This window comes from Shewanella sairae, assembly GCF_023283535.1.
GTDB lineage: Bacteria > Pseudomonadota > Gammaproteobacteria > Enterobacterales > Shewanellaceae > Shewanella > Shewanella sairae.
This window is the reverse complement of record NZ_JAKILT010000056.1, coordinates 1-18,640: the sequence shown is the minus strand read 5'-3', so window position 1 is coordinate 18,640 and position 18,640 is coordinate 1. Positions and strand designations below refer to the sequence as shown.

Below are 18,640 nucleotides of genomic sequence, written 5' to 3'. Positions count from 1 at the left end.
AGTGGATATCCTTTTTTATCGACCCAATTAAACTGGGTCTTGGTGAATAATCACCTCTGATTCAACAAACTCTTGCCGCAGCCGCTCAGAAGTGGCGACAGCTATTTTATGCGCCTGATGTAAGCTTAAATCGCCATCCAGTTCTAGATGAAACTGAATAAACATCGTCTTGCCTGACTCACGAGTACGCAAGTCGTGAATGCCTCTGACCTGAGGATCAAGCTTGGCAATTTCAGCAATTTTATCGCGAGTTTCATCATCAAGTTCTCTATCGAGCAATGATTGCACTGAACGATACGCTAAACCAACGGCCTGCTGACCAATAAATAGCGCAATAAGCAAGGCAAACAGACCATCAGCCCACCACCAGCCATACTGAGATAAAACCAGCGCAAGTAACACCGCCGCATTTAAAAACAGATCAGACTTGTAGTGCAGTGAATCAGCTTCCACCACAGTGCTAGACGTCGCTGCCAATGCCCGCTTTTGTAACATCACCAAAGCAAAGGTCAACGCAATAGCAATCACCGATACCACCACGCCTAAAGTCGCATGTTGCACTTCAACCGGATTAATTAGTCGCTCGCCGCCGTGGAAAAACAATAAAAAAGCGGAACCGAGAATAAACGCTGATTGCGCCAATGCGGCTAAGGGTTCTGCTTTACCGTGACCATAACGATGGTCTTGATCGGCAGGCACAATGGCATATCGAATCGCGATAAAATTGACGATTGAAGCCAATGTATCAGCAAAGGAGTCAATCAAAGATGCCAACATACTGGCTGAGCCTGAGTACATCCAAGCAGCAAATTTGATAACAATAAGGGTTAAGGCTGTTGCCACTGCGGCGCGGCTAGCAAGCTTAACCCAAAAATCGTATTGGGAAGTGTCATTCATAAAATCTGTTTACTGATAAGTAAGGGAAGCACAGATCTTAAGTTTATAACAACTCGAGATAAAATCGGGTGATTTGTCTCAAGTTAATATCAATCACCGCAATTGGTAAAAACGGTTACGATGATTGATAACCACACTAAGCGACTTATCTTTTATGGTGCTTAGTAAAGCGTTGCTTGAATTTTTCCTGCTGCTCAGGTGTCAGTAATTGATACGCTTGATTCTGTAACTTCAACATATCTACCGCTTTCTGTTGACGGGCTTCTTGCTTAGCAGCAAAAGCCTGTCTAACTGCATCTTCACTGAAGTTAGTTGTGGTAATGAAGTCTAACATTTGCGCCTTTTGCGCCGCACGATCTTCTTTAGAAGGACGGTTTTGCTTCATTTCATCACGGTGCGCAGTAAATAGCGCTTTCATTTCGGTTTTTTGTTCAGCAGTTAAGTCTAAACCGCGGAACATTTTACGTAAGTCATGGTGACCACCATGTTTACCTTTCATTTGGTGATAGCCTTGCTTGCCACCGTGATTTCCTTGATGGTCATCAGCGGCACTCACGCCAGCGGTTAATAATGTCGTGCTAGCCACTATGGCGAGCAAACCTGCTTTTAACGTATTCTTTTTCATCATGGTAGCCTCAATTAAATGTGCTTAGCCTAGCTAAACTTGATTTGACGGTTACCAGTGTAGTCAGCTCAATGTAATGTTGGGTTTAAATAGCGTAAAGCTCTGTAAAGCAATTTAAATAAAGCTGTTCTATGCCACCAAGGTGAGATCTTTACGTTGTATTACACTCCTAAACTACAATTGACACCAAACAAGGTATACTCGCTAAAGTAAGAGTAAATTTAAAGGGTACATATGAGCCGTATATTATTGATAGATGATGACTTAGGTCTATCTGAATTGCTTGCACAACTATTAGAGCTAGAAGGTTTTGAACTGACATTGGCACACGATGGTCAGTCAGGGCTTGATCTTGCTTTAGAGCAGCAATTCGACCTTATTTTACTCGATGTAATGCTGCCTAAACTCAATGGTTTTGAAGTCCTTCGCGCGCTGCGCAGTAAAAAACAAACACCTGTATTAATGCTAACCGCTCGCGGTGATGAAATTGACCGCGTGGTGGGGCTAGAAATTGGTGCTGACGACTATTTGCCTAAACCATTTAACGACCGTGAGTTAGTTGCACGCATTCGTGCCATTATACGTCGCACCCATGTGCAACCCAACGAAACTCCGCAGCCAACACATCAATATGGTGACATTAACTTAGACCCGGGCCGTCAGGAAGTTCACTGCCAAGATCAACTGATTATTCTTACTGGCACTGAATTTAGCTTGCTATTTGAGTTGGTCAAAAATGCGGGTGAGCTCGCTACCAAAGAAGCATTAAGCGAAAAAGTGTTAGGCAAAAAACTGATGCCTTTTGACCGCAGTTTAGATATGCATCTATCAAACTTACGCAAAAAAATGCCTGAACGCAGTGACGGGCGCCCACGCGTAAAAACCATTCGTGGTAAAGGCTATATCTGGTTACCCTAAATGCAGCTCAGAAAAAACCCCAACAATATATTTGTAAAATTGCTACTGGGCTTTTGGCTTTGTAGCTCGCTGATCATCGCTTTAATTGGTTTTCTGCCTCTATTGCAGCAAAACCACGACCAATCCGCCATCCCTTATCCACTTGAGCGACTGCTTGAAAAAAGTGCCAAGCGGATCAGCCAAAACCCGCAAATTCTCACTTCAGACAAGCTCACGCATTGGAGCCGCTTTAAAGAGTTTAAAGGTCGGCCTGCGCGCATCTATTTAGTCGATGAATATGGCAAGGTCCTTAATAGTCATAAGTCATCACGCTCACTAAGACGCTTTATGCTCATGGCTGATGAAGCGGGTGAACCTATTAAACACCAATTTAGAGATGAGCTTATTTTCGGCCCCTATAACTTTGAGGTAGCAGGCCAACCCTATAGCTTGTATGGCCGCTTACCAGAGCACCATCCGCGCCCTTGGTTCTTCTTTTTTATCGACAATAAAATCTTAACCCTGAGTATCGCCATTTTACTTTCTGGCTTGCTGTGCGGTTTATTTGCTTGGCATTTAGGCAAGCCTTTGCGTTCATTAAAACGTAGCGCAGACGCCTTAGCCGCAGGGGATTTAAGTAGCCGAGTGGATATGGCAACCGTTAAGCGTAATGATGAAATCGGTCAGTTGGCACAAGCCTTTAATGGCATGGCAGATTCAGTCGAAGATATGGTAAAAAGCCAACAAAGGCTGATTAGCGATATTTCTCATGAGCTACGTACACCGCTAACCAGACTCAAGTTGTCATTAGCACTTAGTCGCAAAAAAGGCCAAGAAACTGCAGAAACAGAACGTATCGAATATGAGGCGGATCAACTAGAGCAGATGATTGCCGAGCTGTTAGAACTATCTAGAGTAAAGCTCAACGCGAATGAAAATAAGCGTAACCTTGAGCTATCCGAAACTCTCAATCAAGTACTCGATGACGCCGATTTTGAAGCGCAACAACAGCAAAAAATATTACACATTGATATTGATGAATCCATTAGCGTACCGCTTTATCCACGACCACTTTGTCGTGCAGTAGAGAACTTGTTGCGTAATGCGATTCGCTACGCAGACAAAGAAGTCACCATACAGGCTATGGTACACAAACAGGGCATCCAAATAGAGATTATTGATGATGGCCCAGGGATCCAAAAAGAAGCGGATCTAGAAGCCATCTTTGATCCTTTTTACCGACCGCAATCGGCTCGAGAAAGGGAGTCTGGAGGCTGGGGATTAGGCTTGGCCATTGCTAAAGCAGCAGTTCAAGCGCACCAGGGGCAAATTCAGGCTGAAAACAACCAGCCAAAAGGCTTAAAAATTAGCATTAATCTGCCAGCACAATAAGCTATGCGGCATTTGCCGCTGGCTCAAGTCCCGCCAGCCAGATAGCGTAATCTGTTTGCTTAGGAATGCGCTTATCTGAATGCCCCATTAACTGGGTTAATGCGTAGCTAAATTGGTAGTACAAACTGGCATCGTCATACTGCTTATTAGCATCATCACAGTTAATCAATGCGCCGCGTAGGTAATTGGCCACTAATTCGGCACGATTAAAGCCTTCAACCACACCAACAGATTGAATAAGTTCGTTATTCCACTTTATATACTCGCCATACACCTGTTCAAAAGCCGCTCGGTTATCGTCGGTAGCTTGCTGTAACAGTTCTACATTTGGCATCACTCGAGAAATAATAAAACGGTCATATAGCAAATCATCTCGTAACCCCCAACAGTGATGCATTAAAAAACGCTTTAAATTATCACTGTACTGACTGTCATCAACAGCGGCGCGCTCAAGACGCTTTCTATAATGTGCCGTTGCCACTGCCACGACTAAATCCGCTTCGCTGGGAAAGTGGTTGTAAATGGTTCCTTTAGAGATCTGGCTAGCTTCAACCAAATGCGAACGACGTAGATCAAAACTCTTATGGCCGCGCAAACATCGCTCAGCAATATCGGTTAAATAGCTTTCTCTTTGCTGCCAGTTACTCATGTCGACCTCTTCACAAATTCAACAATCAATTGAAATTTAGTTCACATCCATAAAATAGCAGCCTAGGTCTTGAGCAGATATTGAGTAATACTGATACCACTATGAATAAATTCAATATCTCATGCTAAAAATTGAACTATTAGAAAGCTTTATTGCAGTAGTTGAATGCGGGAATCTTTCCAAAGCAGCTGAGAAGCTCTGCCGGACGCAATCAACTATTAGCTTACAAATCAAGAAGCTAGAAGAAAGTGTTGGTCAACCTTTGCTGTTAAGAGACAACAAAGGGGTGACTCTCACCGAGCCTGGCAAAACGCTACTGAATTACGCATATAAGATGTTACAGCTAAGTTCACAGGCTATTGACGAACTAAAAGATTGTCAAAACCGTGAAGTGATACGTCTTGGGGTACCCACCGACTACATCAATCGTTACTTAGGTAGCTTCCTATTAGAGTTTATCCGCGAATTTACCTGTATCGAATTAGTCATTGATACTGATGTCAGCGGCAACCTCTATAAACGCCTGCATAACGGTGAGTTCGATGTGATTGTGGCAACTCACTGGCAAACGCCTGCGGCAGGCCATGGTGAGTTATTGTTTGAACGTCGCTTTCATTGGGTGGCAGCCAAAGGTGGCACAGCCCATAAGCGTGAAACGGTACCTATGGCACTGTATCCAGAAAACTGCCCTATTCGTGCCCAAGTATTTGCCAATCATCAAATATCGATGCGACCAATGAGCGTGTTGTTATCAACCCCTTCACCAACGGCTATGTGTATGGCTGTTGAAAATGATTTAGTCATCGCGCCGATTGCCGAATTTCGTATCAACGATAAAATGCAGATCATCGATCCGATCGAACATAATATTCCGCCGCTACCTGCTTTTAATGAGTCACTGTACCTCAATCCAGAAACCCAAACTGAAGCGACTAATCAGTTAATCAACCTGATTAAAGCAAATGTGCAGGAACTTGGCGAAATCAACCAAGACACCCAAGTACAGTATTGATTGCAGTATTTAGCGTATAAAAATGCCAACGTTATCGTTGGCATTTTACTCTCTAGGCTAGAATTTCGTTGTTAGAAATAGTAGGCAAGGTTAATGTTGAAACGGTGATCCCAGTCATCATTAGTTTCAGCGAGTCCTAAGCTATTCCCACCAAGCCAGAGTACATTTTTAGCCATGTAATGATCGACATAAATAAATAGTGGACCATAGGCAATGGAAACACCGGTTGTATTCAAAATTGAATCATCAAATTCTTCTACATCAGGCTGTACCATACTGAAATCGTTGTACACTGTGAGCGAGCCCCAAGAGGTGGCGATATTTTTAGAAAGGTTAGCCGTGTAAATATTACCTTTACTTGCCACCTCATAAAAACCACCTAGCATACCCATACCAATCTTATTTGGATCAATCTTGCCATCATCATATTGGTCAAAGTCATACGCTAAGTACTGGGCTTGCAAACCCCATCCGGCGTAGTTCATATCTAGGTGCAGTGCATAATTGAACGTATCGCCATTTTCACCATATTCTGAGTTATACAGCTGACCATATTCAACAGAAGCGCCAACTATCGTCGTTAAGTCGCCACGGGTTAATGTGAAGCTTTGACGACCTGCTAACGTATTGGTTTCTTCATTGTTATAATGGGTATCACCAACAGTACCTTTGGCTACCGTACCTGCAAAGTCACGGTGGTCAGTACCACCATAGATAGCATTTTTAATGAAGGCGAATTCAGATAAAGAGATACCATTTTCATACTGCGCACTCACACCTACGCCGTAATCATCTTCAAAGCCCATGTAATAATTTAAGCTGTACCACCAGTTGTGAGAGGCATAGCCTTTATTACCAAATGGTTTGCTGATTGCACCAGCATTAATCGTTAGATCTTCATTAACATCCCAGAATGCATAACCATACTTTAAATGGTCGTAACCATCATAGAATCGATATTCAGCTTTCACGCCTATATCATTCCACTTATCAGCAAAGGTAATAGACACTAAGTTAAAATCGAAATCACCGCCTTTATCTTTAGAAGATTCCGAGTAATCACTATAACTATAATTAGCTCTAACCGAGCCACCTATATTAAGGTCATCTGCAACTGCTGTATGACTTGCTAACGTTATTAAGATTGATGCAGGTATCAGTATATTTAATTTATTCATCAGAAATATCCATTTCAATTAAACTAAATACAGATTGCGTTAATACGTACAACATGATCATATTAATACAATTTGTATTTCGAAGAGAAAAGGTGGCGGGGTCACCACCAAACCTTAGTAAGCAATTACCATTTAACTTTTGTTAAATCGCATTGAATAACTTCACCACGCTTAGCGGGTGTGCCAGGGTTTGCAGCAGACTCACATAGTAATGTTGTGCCATAGTCATTGCGCTTATCATTAGCGTTGCTACGCGCCCACACCGATACGATTGCACGTTCTTCTGGCTTGGCTTCGCAGCTACCATCAATATCAAATGCGTGAATCGTATTTTGGTGGAAATACATCAATGAATCTTGCTCTGCGCTGCCAGACAACCATAGGGTTTGCGAGTTGTGCTGACCTTCATCAAACTGTACTCGGCGCACTGTTTCGTCTTCTTTTACCGTTTTAACTAACGGTGAATCTTCACGCACTGCGATGGTCTTAAACTGATTGGTGCAAGCTGGCACACGCATGTTGTAGTACATCTCAGAAATTGCATGATTGTGGAACGGATATAGCGTATCAACAGATTGAACTGTCATGCCCACTTCAGCGCCGACCTTCTCACCATTGATTTCATCAATACGTAATAGTCCCCAATGACCAAAGATTTCTGCGTAAGCGTAACCGCCGCGGATATTGTCAAAGTTCTTATCGTTGCGCTTACCTTCTTCAGCATACATAGGGAACCAACCCGCTGATGCCCATAAGTTAGGTAATGAATTAGCACTGATGTCATATGGGAATACTGCAGGCATTTTTACTTCATCGCCTGTCACCATCTTGTAAAAGTTTTTGGTAAAGCTCTCACCATGCTTTTTAACTTGCTTATCAGTAACTTTGTTATCGAAGAATTGTTCAAAGGTCGTGCGCTTGAAATGCTGCGCTACCGGAGAGTTTTCAGTTAACTCACCGCCTGGGTTATAAATCCAACTGACATCTTCACGGGCGCCAAAACATTTCTTAGCCTCATCCGGGTTATTAATCACTTGATAGATATTCTTAACCATCAGTTTCATGTCACGGCGATCCATGACACACATGTGCTGACCACCTTCAGTTGAATCAACCATTGCCGTATCAGAGTTTAGGCAGCCACTGTTTTGATCATTGGTTAATGCCTCTGCATAGGCACGTAAATAAGTCAGGGTTTCATCCCATAAAATATCAATATACTTTTGATCTTTTGCGTTATAAGTCGGTGACTCACCTAAACATTGGAACTGCGCATTATTAATATCATTTTTATCTAGGAAGTCTGGTATTTCACCAGCGACTAAACCATTTGATAAAAGTAAACTTCCCAATAGTATTTTGCATTTCATTATCATTACCCTATATATGATTTTTATTAATATATTTTTAACGGTAAAATCATATAGGTGGAATTAGTTCCAAAAATCTACTCAACCGATATTTATAAGCATACATCTCTACCCACATCACATTTAAAAGAATAAGAATCAGCATTGAACGAACTAATTTAAAAATACAAAATTTAAAATATTGGCTTACTTTTCGCCGTAAATTTAAAACAAAAAAAAGACCACCGAAGTGGTCTTTAAAATTGCAGGATTTTATAAAGTAATAGTAAGAGATGAAGTTACTAATTACCCTTTAATAAACTCGATGTTTATTCTTTATGCTTGTCATACTTAAACGTATGGCAGTTACTACATAGTGGCTGCTTAGTACCATGTTCACTATGACACTCTTGGCAAGGAAGCTCTTTACCATAGTGCAAGTTGTTATGTGGATTCTGCCACTTATCTTCTTCACTACGTGCCGTTTGCTCTGCTAAGTCATCAACATCATGACACTGCAAACACGCCTGATCTGATGGGAACTGCTTAATGCCATTGTCATGACATGTTTTACAGTCTTTACCAATCACTTCTTTGTGGTGGTCACGTATGTCGACCGCTTGTGCTGATAGGCTTAATAGGCAACCAAAGGTTAGCGCTAATACCACTTTTAATTTAATCATCACTCATTCCTCTCTATTATCTGGCAAATTTAGGCTTTCATCATGCTGCGTGCAGCAGTCATACCCATCACCATGCATTCAGGAATTGAGCAACTACCCAAACGGCTCACACCATGAATACCACCACACACTTCACCAGCCGCATATAGACCTGGAATAGACTTGCCAGTAAAGCTGTCTTTCACTTCTGCGTTGGTATTAACCTGTACACCACCTTGGCAGTAATGCACTTTTGGCCACAAGCGAACAACAGTAAATGGTGCTTCAATATACTTGTCTTTAGCCTTGGTCATGTTTTTGCCAAACTGCTTGTCATTACCAGTCTTAACGTACTCGTTATACTCAGTAATTTGTGCTTTAAGTGGCGCCAATGGCACATCAAAATGCTTAGCCAGTTCTTCTACAGAATCGAACTTCCAACCCACGTTGTACTTAATAACTTTCTTGGTGTTTGGGTGCTTTTTAGAATCCTTGTAACTAGTGATAAGAATTGGAGGTAATGCATTACCCTTTTCATCACGACAATTTAGCTCGGCATCTGCACGCGTCTTACGGTCAGCAATTTCATTCATAAAACGCTTACCAGTTAAACGGTTAACCGCCATTGAATGCGGGAAGTTGTAGATAGAGTAGTTTGAAACATAACCAAAACCACCTTCATCTGGCGACGCCCATGGACCAGACTGAATGTGTGCTAAATGCACTGGGATTGCTCCTAAACGGAACATCTCGTACATACCTTCACCAGTAGCGCCTGGTGCATTAGTACAACCTACTTCAGATGTTAATGTTGGGTCTTGCGCCATACGTAAATCAACGTTTTGAGCAAAGCCACCTGTAGCCATAATTACGCCGCGAGTGGCACGGATATTAGTGACTTTACCTGGCTGGTCTTCACCAAAGTGATAGTTGTCGCGCATTTTAACGCCAACAACTTCACCTTTATCACCTACCAAGAAACCTTCGAACTTAGCGCGGTTATGAGTATGAACGCCAAGCTTACGGCACTCATGTAATAGCGGCTGAGTAATACCTGCGCCACAGCTCACTGTCGTTTGGTAAGTACGTGCAACAGAGTGACCACCTAACTGCTGTAGGTATGGGTGATATTCAGAACCCGCATCTAAAGTCATCTGCAAAGCTTCTACAGCGTGCTCTGCTACGTGGCGAAGTAGTGCTTCATCGGCAATACCACGGCCTGACGCTAGCTGGTCAGCAACCATAGTCTCTACAGAGTCTTTCACGCCTTCTTCTTTTTGCATTGGCGTGCCAGGGGCGGCGAACAAACCACCGTTAATAGCAGAGTTACCGCCAAAGTAAGACATCTTCTCAAAGATATGGACATCTTTTGCACCTTTACGCGTGGCTTCAATTGCCGCCGCTAAACCCGCAAAACCTGAACCGATAATTAGGACTTCAACTTCTTTGTCCCATTTAACGCCATCCGCTTTCTCAGATACGGCCAATGCTGGTGCAGCGATTGCTACGCCTGCTGCAGCTCCGAATCCTTTAATGAAATTACGGCGTCCTAGCAGATCTTTATTGCTCATCTGTCATCACCCTATTAGTTTTTATTAGACGCAAGAATGATAAGACTGGAATGAGTTCCAAAACGGGAGTTCAACAAGGGTTTGCTATATACAATAAAACAACATATGCGAAGTTTAACCCAGATCTAACGTTTGAGTTTTTTATTACTTTAGAGGTATTTTGGAACCCATTCCAAAGACAGATCAACTGCAAGATCCTTAGGCATATCTGCCTAAAAACTCCGATTTGCTCGCTGTTTACTTGCATTATTATCTAAACCATCTATCTCTTTTGAGCTCAAATTTAACGGCGTTTTCGTTACCAGTGAGAATGAGTTGTGTTTTTGTAAAAAACACCTGTTTAAGCCGCTATATACAAGTGTGTTAGCAGATAGAGATTAACGATTATTTCTGGTTGAAAAGCGAATATGTTGCAATTAGCTGACAACAAAATCAGCCGCGACAATTAATCAGCATATCGATACAGGAACTTACTCGCAAAAAACGCTAAACTCTCCCTAAACAATCATGCCTTTATGCAAATTGGTATTCATTAGTACTCATTGGAAAACTGACACATTATGGAATTAGAAGAGATCTATCGCCAAGATCTAAGCCTGCTAATTGCACTACAAATTTTGGTCGAAGAGCGCAGCGTGACCCAAGCAGCTAAGCGTTTACATTTAAGTCAGTCAGCCACTAGCCGTATTCTGGCTCGCCTAAGAGAGATGCTTGACGATCCGCTGTTTTCACGTGTGGGTCAACAACTCGTCCCCACCTCTTTTGCCCTTGAATGTTATCAACAGTTACGCCAACCGACAGGCCAGTTAATTGAGTTACTGACACCTAAAGCCTTTGTGCCGCATGAGTGCCAACAGCAGTTTTCTATCGCCGCGACCGATTACGCCATGCAAGCTTTAATTCCGTTTATTTTGCCGCATATTTATCTACAAGCGCCGCAAATACGCCTTGAAATTGTGCCTGTACAACAAAAAGAATTACAAGCGCAGCTCAGTGTAAAAGGTGCCGATATGGCAATCTGCCGCGCCATTGGTCAGACCGGCAATCTACAACAGACTTTTTTAGGCAAAGTTGGAGTGAGCTGCTTAGTGTCGCCAAACCATCCATTAGCCGATAGCGACATCAGCCTAGAGGATTATTTGCATTATCCCCATGCGACCATCGCCATTAGTGACGGGGTAAAAGCCCTACTTGATGATGCGATTAGCCAATATCCGCCGCGCACCGAACTATTAAGAACACCGCACTTAGATACCGCGCTGGCACTGCAATCAGTGAATCCGCTGATTATTACCGTGCCCGAAGGTATGGCCGCTATCGCTGCAGAGCGCCACCGCCTCAAAGTCAAGCCGCTACCCTTTAAGCTACAAAGCTTAGATTACAACCTGTTTTGGCATTCACGTTGCGAACAAGACAAGGCGCAAAAATGGTTACGCCAAGAGATAGCCAACGCCACGCAAACCTTGTTATCGCAAACACCACAAAATATGTAATGAATGAGCTTTCCTAAGGGCTAGATTTTAAGAGGCCACACTTAGAGGAAAAGCTTAAGCCTTATATGTAGGTCGGCATTTATGCCGTCCATAAGATATTGATGGTACTGCGGATTGACATCAACAAAGAACAACTAGAGCAAGATGGGCTAAAGCCCAACCTACCATCGGGCTACAATTTAGTACACCGCGCTTCAAGGGGAAGTTAGTCCTACTAAAAAGGCAAAAGTGAATAACCACCTTTGCCCTTTATCTAGATCGGCATTTATGCCGTCAATACGATATGTATCAATACGATATGTATCAATAGGATATGTATCAATAGGATATTGATGGTGAAGCAGATTGACATCAAGGATGAACAATTAGAGAAAGATGGGCTAAAGCCCAACCTACCATCGGGCTACAATTTAGTACACCGCGCTTCAAGGGGAAGTTAGCCCTACTAAAAAGACAAAAGCGAATAACCACCTTTGCCCTTTTATGTAGGTCGGCATTTATGCCGTCAATAAGATATGTATCAATACGATATGTATCAATAGGATATTGATGGTGAAGCAGATTGACATCAAGGATGAACAATTAGAGCAAGATGGGCTAAAGCCCAACCTACTATCGGGCTACAATTTAGTACACCGCGCTTCAAGGGGAAGTTAGCCCTACTAAAAAGGCAAAAGCGAATAACCAGCTTTGCCCCTTTATGTAGGTCGGCATTTATGCCGTCAATAAGATATGTATCAATACGATATTGATGGTGAAGCAGATTGACATCAAGGATGAACAACTAGAACCTGATGGGCTAAAGTCCAACCTACTATCGGGCTACAATTTAGTACACCGCGCTTCAAGGGGAAGTTAGCCCTACTAAAAAGACAAAAGCGAATAACCACCTTTGCCCTTTTATGTAGGTCGGCATTTATGCCGCCAATAAGATATGTATCAATACGATATGTATCAATAGGATATTGATGGTGAAGCAGATTTGACATCAAGGATGAACAATTAGAGAAAGATGGGCTAAAGCCCAACCTACTATCGGGCTACAATTTAGTACACCGCGCTTCAAGGGGAAGTTAACCCTACTAAAAAGGCAAAAGCGAATAACCACCTTTGCCCCTTTATGTAGGTCGGCATTTATGCCGTCAATACGGTATGTATTATTAAGATCCTAACGCCTACTTATAGCTGAACCAGCACTCGACCTGTCACTTGGCCTTTAATAATACGCTGAGCAAACTCAGGGACTTGCTCCAGAGAAATCGTTTCGCAAGCATCTTCAAAGTAGCTAGCAGGTAATAGTTCAAGCACTGCTTGCCACGCCGCTTGGCGTTTTTCAAATGGACATGCTACCGAGTCAACACCCTGTAGATTTACGCCACGTAAGATAAATGGCATAACCGTTGTTGGTAGTGCAAAGCCACCGGCTAAACCACAAATGGCCGCTGCGCCGCCATAGTTCATCTGCGCCAATGCTGTTGCCAATACCTTGTTACCTACGGTATCAACCACACCTGCCCAACGTTGCTTTTCAAGCGGACGCGAATCAGCTTCAAGCTCACTGCGGTCGATGACTTCGCTAGCACCTAACTTAGTCAGCAAGGCACCGTTTTGCTCTACACGACCTGAACTTGCCACCACACGGTAACCTAACTGCGCTAGCAAGGTCACCGCAACTGAACCAACGCCACCACTGGCACCTGTCACTAATACATCGCCATCTTCTGGCTTAATACCCGCATTTTGTAAGGCTTGCACACATAGCATAGCGGTTAAGCCTGCTGTACCAATTTGCATTGCTTTAGCCGCATCACAATTGCTTGGCATAGGCACTAACCAGTCTGCTTTAACACGTGCTTTTTCAGCTAGGCCGCCCCAATGGTTTTCACCCACGCCCCAACCAGTAAGGATAACCTTGTCACCTGCTTTATAACGCCCATCGCTCGACTCAAGCACTGTGCCTGCAAAGTCGATACCTGGCACCATAGGGAAATTACGAATAATTTTGCCTACGCCTGTTACCGCTAAGCCATCTTTATAGTTCAGTGATGAGCACGCTACATCAACCACTACCTCACCTTCAGGTAGATCTGATTCTGAGATCTGGCGAACGTTGGCTAAAGTAAGCTTTTCTTCTTGGGTCAAAACAAGTGCGTTAAACATGACAAGTTCCTATTTAAACTGATGACAAAAGCATAGGCTAAAAACATCCATGTATGAAGTGCATATTTTGCATTAAAACTATGCGCAAAACGCATGAGCAATACAAACTAATGTTTAGGTATAAACATTGGCACTAGCAAGCTTAGCCAAAAATCCGTAATCCAAGCTACTCGACTTTCTTCCTATACCCGCATCATGGCATGTCTACTACACTGAGATGTCGCATAAAAAATACACAAGGAAGACAAGTATGATTTACCACAAGCCAGGTACCCCAAACGCACTAATAAACTTTAAACCTCAGTATCAAAATTTTATTGGCGGTGAATGGGTTAAGCCTGTTAATGGCCTTTATTTTGACAACACCTCACCAGTAGACGGCCAAGTTTTTTGCCAAGTGCCGCGCTCAGGCGAAGTCGATATAGAGCTTGCGCTCGATGCCGCACATGACGCTAAAGCCAGCTGGGGCAAGACCTCTGTCACTGAGCGCGCCAACATCCTACTGCGTATTGCAGATCGCATTGAACAAAACATCGAATCGTTAGCAATTGCAGAGACATGGGACAACGGTAAAGCGGTGCGTGAAACGCTAGCCGCCGACCTACCGCTAGTGGTCGATCATTTCCGTTATTTTGCCGGCTGTATTCGCGCCCAAGAAGGCAGCGCAGCCGATATTGACGCCAATACTGTGAGTTATCATTTTCCAGAACCACTAGGTGTAGTCGGCCAAATCATCCCATGGAACTTCCCGTTATTAATGGCTGCTTGGAAAGTGGCTCCGGCACTCGCAGCAGGGAACTGCGTGGTACTCAAACCTGCCGAACAAACCCCGACCTCGATTTTAGTATTGCTGGAACTGATTGAAGACTTATTGCCAAAAGGCGTACTCAATGTGGTCAACGGTTTTGGCGCCGAGGCAGGTCAGGCGCTCGCCACCAGCAACCGTATCGCCAAGCTCGCCTTTACCGGCTCAACCGAAGTGGGTCACCATATTCTAAAATGCGCCGCCGAATCGTTAATTCCATCGACCGTTGAGCTAGGCGGTAAGTCGCCCAATGTTTACTTTGCTGATGTGATGGATCATGAAGATGAATACTTAGATAAAGCCGTTGAGGGCATGCTACTGGCATTTTTCAACCAAGGTGAGGTGTGTACTTGCCCATCACGCGCCTTAATTCACGAGTCGATTTACGACAAGTTTATTGCCAAAGTGATTGAGCGCAGTAAAACCATTAAGCAGAGCAACCCATTAGATACTGAAACCCAAGTGGGCGCACAAGCCTCGCAAGAACAGTTCGATAAGATTTTAAGTTACCTACAGATAGGTAAAGACGAAGGCGCTGAAGTATTGATTGGCGGTGATTTATGCAAGCTTGAGGGTGAACACAGCCAAGGGTTTTACATTACCCCGACCATTCTCAAAGGCACCAATGATATGCGCATCTTCCAAGAGGAGATTTTTGGGCCGGTGATCTCGGTGACCACCTTTAAAGATGAAGCCGAAGCCTTAGCGATTGCCAACGATACCGAGTACGGCTTAGGCGCTGGCGTGTGGACGCGCGATATGAATACCGCGCAACGTATGGGCCGCGGTATCCAAGCCGGACGCGTGTGGATTAACTGTTACCACGCCTATCCTGCCCACGCCGCCTTTGGCGGCTATAAAAAATCAGGCATTGGTCGTGAAACCCACAAAATGATGCTAGACCACTACCAAAACACCAAGAACCTACTAATTAGCTACGACGCGAACCCACTCGGGTTCTTCTAAATCCCCCGCCCTCGATAGGCAGGCTATTAGCCTGCCGCGATGCCCGCCAGCAGTGCAGCCTTAGCACTTTCGCTAAAGTTGCGAGCTCAAGCCAGTGATTTCCATATTGGAAATCACTCTTTAGCAGTTTTTCACTATAAGAATTAAATCGGCTAGCAGTAAAATTAAGCCATAAAAAATTAGTGGATATTGCACCATGACAGTACAAACTCGATTCGCTCAAATTACCCGTGACCCTAAATTATCGCCAAAGCAAAAATCTAATTCACTCGCAGCAGAAGCCGAAGCGTGTTTACCTTACATGCCGGTATCAAATGCTGTTGAGCAGGCGATGCAACAAGGGATTATTTGCGATATGTTTGAGGGCCACGCGCCATTCAAGCCACGTTATGTACTGCCAGATTACGCTAAATTCTTACAAAATGGCTCTGAATATTTAGAGTTAAGCGCGGCGCAGAATTTAGATGAAGCATTAAATTCATTGACGATTATTTATCACCACGTGCCATCGGTTACCAATATACCTGTTTACCTTGGCCAGCTTGATGAGGTGTTATTACCTTTCTGCCAAGATCTAGACGAAGACAGCATCTACCGTAAGTTAAAGCTATTTTGGATCATGTTAGATCGCACCCTGCCAGACGCCTTTATGCACGTAAACATTGGTCCGACTGACAACATTGTCTGCCGCACCATTTTACGTATCGATGCCGAGCTAAAGCAGATAGCGCCTAACCTGACATTTATGTACGACCCAGCAATCACTCCAGACGAGCTATTGCAAATTGCAGCCAGCAATATTTGTGAATGCAGCAAGCCGCATATCGCTAATTACCCGATCCACGCTAGCACCTTCGACAAGCAAGGCTTTGGTATTGTTAGCTGTTATAACTCGTTACCGCTTGCCGGTGGCGCCAATACTTTAGTGCGACTCAACCTTAAAGAAGTAGCATTAAAAGCCAATAGCATCAGTGACTTTTTTGACAGAGTCTTACCTGAGTATTGCCAAACAACGTTTGAACTTATCGATGCGCGCGCCAAGTTCTTACACCAAGAATCTAACTTCTTTAATAGCTTCTTAGTGCAAGAAGGCTTAATTGAAGAGTCACGCTTTGCGCCTATGTTTGGTATTTATGGCATGGCAGAAGCGGTCAATATTTTACAAGGTACCCCAGACTTCAATGAAGACAGTTTAGACAAGCCAAGCAAGCATTATGGTCATAATGCCGCCGCCAATGAGCTAGGGCATAAGATCTCCAAAGCACTAGATGCCATCGTTAAATCAACGCCTGTGGCTTACGGTTATAACGGCCGCGCATTACTGCATTCTCAAGGCGGCATCAGCATCGACAAAGACGTGACCCCAGGTGTGCGTATCCCTTACGGCACAGAGCCAAACCCGATCACCCACATCCAAGCATTAGCAGAACATCACCAGTATTACACCTCTGGTATTAGTGACATTCTCACCATAGATGAAACCATTAAAGCCAACCCACAAGCCATGATGCAACTGTGCAAAGGTGCATTAAGCTTAGGTTTCCGCGAGTTTAGCGCTAACGTCGCCTCCAATGACCTTGTTCGCGTAACAGGCTACATGGTGAAACTGTCAGATATCGCCAGCTTTAAAGCTAAAGGTTCACGTACCAACACCACATGGCTAGGTGCAGAAGCCGCGCAAAATACCAAGATATTAGAGCGTCAGCCGCGCGTAGTAGCGAATGAACACACACCAGCATATAGCAAGTAATACCGATACAAGATTAGCGTAAGGAAGTAGAGCAACAAGATGGGCAGAGTCGCAACCGTTAACCAAATTATTCCCTTCTCTTGTGTAGATGGACCAGGCAGCCGCCTGGTCATCTTCCTGCAAGGGTGTAACTTCAACTGCAAAAATTGCCATAATCCGTACACCATAGATATGTGCGACAGTTGTGGCGATTGCGTAGCTACCTGCCCAGCGAGTGCTTTATCCCTCACCCACAACGAACAGGGCAAAGCTAAGGTAGTGTGGGACAGTGAACTCTGCACTCAATGCGATATCTGTTTATCCACCTGCCCTAGGCAATCTAGCCCTAAGACTAGCCAATACAGCGTGCCGCAGATGCTAGAGCGGATCCGCAAGCAAGTGCATTTTATTAATGGCATTACCGTCAGTGGCGGCGAAGCCACCCTGCAACTGCCGTTTATCATTGAGCTGTTTAAAGCGATTAAATCCAGCGCAGATCTAGCCCATTTAAGCTGCATGATCGACAGTAATGGTTACACTTCAGAAAGCGGCTGGCAGCAAGTCATGCCCTATCTAGATGGCGCTATGATTGATCTGAAATCTTGGCAAGAGCACACCCATCGTTATATTACCGGTCGCGATAACCATCGAGTGTTCGGTAGTTTAAAGCTGCTCGCGGAGCAAAATAAGCTTTACGAAATACGTCTACTGTATATTCCGAAAATCAGTGATATCGATACAGAGGTTAACGCCATAGCAGGCTACTTAACTCGATTACCTGCAAGTGTTAGGGTCAAACTTAATGCGTTTCAACACCATGGCGTAACCGGCGAAGCCCGTCAGTGGGAAACTTGCAGTGAAGAGCAGATGCTTGAGTTAGCAACGCGGCTAACCGAACGTGGTGTGGCTAACTTGGTGTTACCCAATGTTTATTTGTAGGCTTTCTTGCCAGCCTAGTGTGGCGCTTTGCGGTAAAGCGCTGAACCTTTGGGTTGCTGGTTAATTTGGAACTATGAAGTAGCTTCCGCATTGGTGGTTCCAATGGCCTGCAGCCAGCGTTTTGATACGCGGTTCTAGCCTACGCGTTAACGCTAGGAAGAATCTACAGCGGTGAACCTTTAGGTTGTTCATCACTTGAGTCTTCAAACCAACTTCCGACATCGCTGGTTCCAATGGCTTGCAGCCGGCGTATGTGCAGACGCTGCCGTGACACGCAGCAAGTCCATCCTTGGAAGCTCGGCCATGACGTCCATGT

Annotated in this window: 15 protein-coding genes; 7 read left to right on the top strand and 8 right to left on the bottom strand. The window is 44.1% G+C overall.

Features of this window, described 5'->3' with window-relative positions:
- Nucleotides 1-27: 27 nt before the first annotated feature.
- Both fieF and L2748_RS18985 read right to left on the bottom strand, forming a co-directional pair.
- Entirely contained in the window at nucleotides 28-897 is an 870-nt protein-coding gene (gene fieF, locus L2748_RS18990; RefSeq protein ID WP_220778199.1) for a cation efflux pump FieF, read from the bottom strand.
- 145 nt (nucleotides 898-1,042) lie between these two features.
- Complete coding sequence (locus L2748_RS18985) at nucleotides 1,043-1,525, bottom strand: Spy/CpxP family protein refolding chaperone (protein ID WP_220778200.1); 483 nt, start codon at nucleotides 1,523-1,525, stop codon at nucleotides 1,043-1,045.
- Between the two features lie 231 nt (nucleotides 1,526-1,756).
- On the opposite strand from L2748_RS18985, the gene L2748_RS18980 reads away from it, so the two are divergent.
- Entirely contained in the window at nucleotides 1,757-2,440 is a 684-nt protein-coding gene (locus L2748_RS18980) for a response regulator (RefSeq protein ID WP_220778201.1), read from the top strand.
- Nucleotides 2,441-3,811: an ATP-binding protein gene (locus tag L2748_RS18975; protein ID WP_220778202.1), complete on the top strand. Its 1,371-nt coding sequence runs from the start codon at nucleotides 2,441-2,443 to the stop codon at nucleotides 3,809-3,811.
- A gap of 1 nt (nucleotide 3,812) precedes the next feature.
- On the opposite strand, the gene L2748_RS18970 is transcribed toward L2748_RS18975, so the two are convergent.
- Nucleotides 3,813-4,460, bottom strand: coding sequence for a TetR/AcrR family transcriptional regulator (locus L2748_RS18970; RefSeq protein ID WP_220778203.1), 648 nt, complete (start codon nucleotides 4,458-4,460; stop codon nucleotides 3,813-3,815).
- Between the two features lie 121 nt (nucleotides 4,461-4,581).
- On the opposite strand from L2748_RS18970, the gene L2748_RS18965 reads away from it, so the two are divergent.
- Complete coding sequence (locus tag L2748_RS18965; RefSeq protein ID WP_220778204.1) at nucleotides 4,582-5,472, top strand: LysR family transcriptional regulator; 891 nt, start codon at nucleotides 4,582-4,584, stop codon at nucleotides 5,470-5,472.
- 71 nt (nucleotides 5,473-5,543) lie between these two features.
- Here the strand turns inward: L2748_RS18965 and L2748_RS18960 are convergent, their stop codons facing one another.
- The 4 genes from L2748_RS18960 to ardA all read right to left on the bottom strand — a co-directional run bounded on the left by L2748_RS18960 (nucleotide 5,544) and on the right by ardA (nucleotide 10,232).
- Complete coding sequence (locus L2748_RS18960; RefSeq protein ID WP_220778205.1) at nucleotides 5,544-6,650, bottom strand: hypothetical protein; 1,107 nt, start codon at nucleotides 6,648-6,650, stop codon at nucleotides 5,544-5,546.
- A gap of 125 nt (nucleotides 6,651-6,775) precedes the next feature.
- On the bottom strand, nucleotides 6,776-8,020 hold the full coding sequence (gene dddY, locus L2748_RS18955) for a dimethylsulfoniopropionate lyase DddY (RefSeq protein ID WP_220778206.1): 1,245 nt from the start codon (nucleotides 8,018-8,020) through the stop codon (nucleotides 6,776-6,778).
- Between the two features lie 308 nt (nucleotides 8,021-8,328).
- A complete protein-coding gene (ardB, locus tag L2748_RS18950) occupies nucleotides 8,329-8,682 on the bottom strand; it encodes an acrylate reductase cytochrome subunit ArdB (RefSeq protein WP_220778207.1) in 354 nt (117 codons plus the stop codon).
- A 29-nt stretch (nucleotides 8,683-8,711) separates the two neighbouring features.
- Nucleotides 8,712-10,232 (bottom strand): acrylate reductase flavoprotein subunit ArdA, encoded by a 1,521-nt coding sequence (gene ardA / locus L2748_RS18945; protein ID WP_220778208.1) that lies wholly within the window; start codon nucleotides 10,230-10,232, stop codon nucleotides 8,712-8,714.
- A 560-nt stretch (nucleotides 10,233-10,792) separates the two neighbouring features.
- Between ardA and L2748_RS18940 the strand changes: the two genes are divergently transcribed.
- Nucleotides 10,793-11,725, top strand: a complete 933-nt coding sequence (locus L2748_RS18940) for a LysR family transcriptional regulator (protein ID WP_220778209.1) — start codon at nucleotides 10,793-10,795, stop codon at nucleotides 11,723-11,725.
- Nucleotides 11,726-12,904: 1,179 nt separating this feature from the next.
- Here the strand turns inward: L2748_RS18940 and acuI are convergent.
- The gene (gene acuI, locus L2748_RS18935; protein ID WP_220778210.1) at nucleotides 12,905-13,885 is read right to left on the bottom strand and encodes an acrylyl-CoA reductase (NADPH); all 981 of its coding nucleotides are present in this window, start codon (nucleotides 13,883-13,885) and stop codon (nucleotides 12,905-12,907) included.
- A 250-nt stretch (nucleotides 13,886-14,135) separates the two neighbouring features.
- Between acuI and exaC the strand changes: the two genes are divergently transcribed.
- The 3 genes from exaC (at nucleotide 14,136) to L2748_RS18920 (ending at nucleotide 18,324) form a co-directional block, all read left to right on the top strand.
- A complete protein-coding gene (exaC, locus tag L2748_RS18930; RefSeq protein WP_220778211.1) occupies nucleotides 14,136-15,656 on the top strand; it encodes an acetaldehyde dehydrogenase ExaC in 1,521 nt (506 codons plus the stop codon).
- A 196-nt stretch (nucleotides 15,657-15,852) separates the two neighbouring features.
- The gene (locus tag L2748_RS18925) at nucleotides 15,853-17,406 is read left to right on the top strand and encodes a YjjI family glycine radical enzyme (protein WP_220778212.1); all 1,554 of its coding nucleotides are present in this window, start codon (nucleotides 15,853-15,855) and stop codon (nucleotides 17,404-17,406) included.
- A 39-nt stretch (nucleotides 17,407-17,445) separates the two neighbouring features.
- Nucleotides 17,446-18,324: a YjjW family glycine radical enzyme activase gene (locus tag L2748_RS18920; RefSeq protein ID WP_220778213.1), complete on the top strand. Its 879-nt coding sequence runs from the start codon at nucleotides 17,446-17,448 to the stop codon at nucleotides 18,322-18,324.
- The last annotated feature ends 316 nt before the right edge of the window (nucleotides 18,325-18,640 follow it).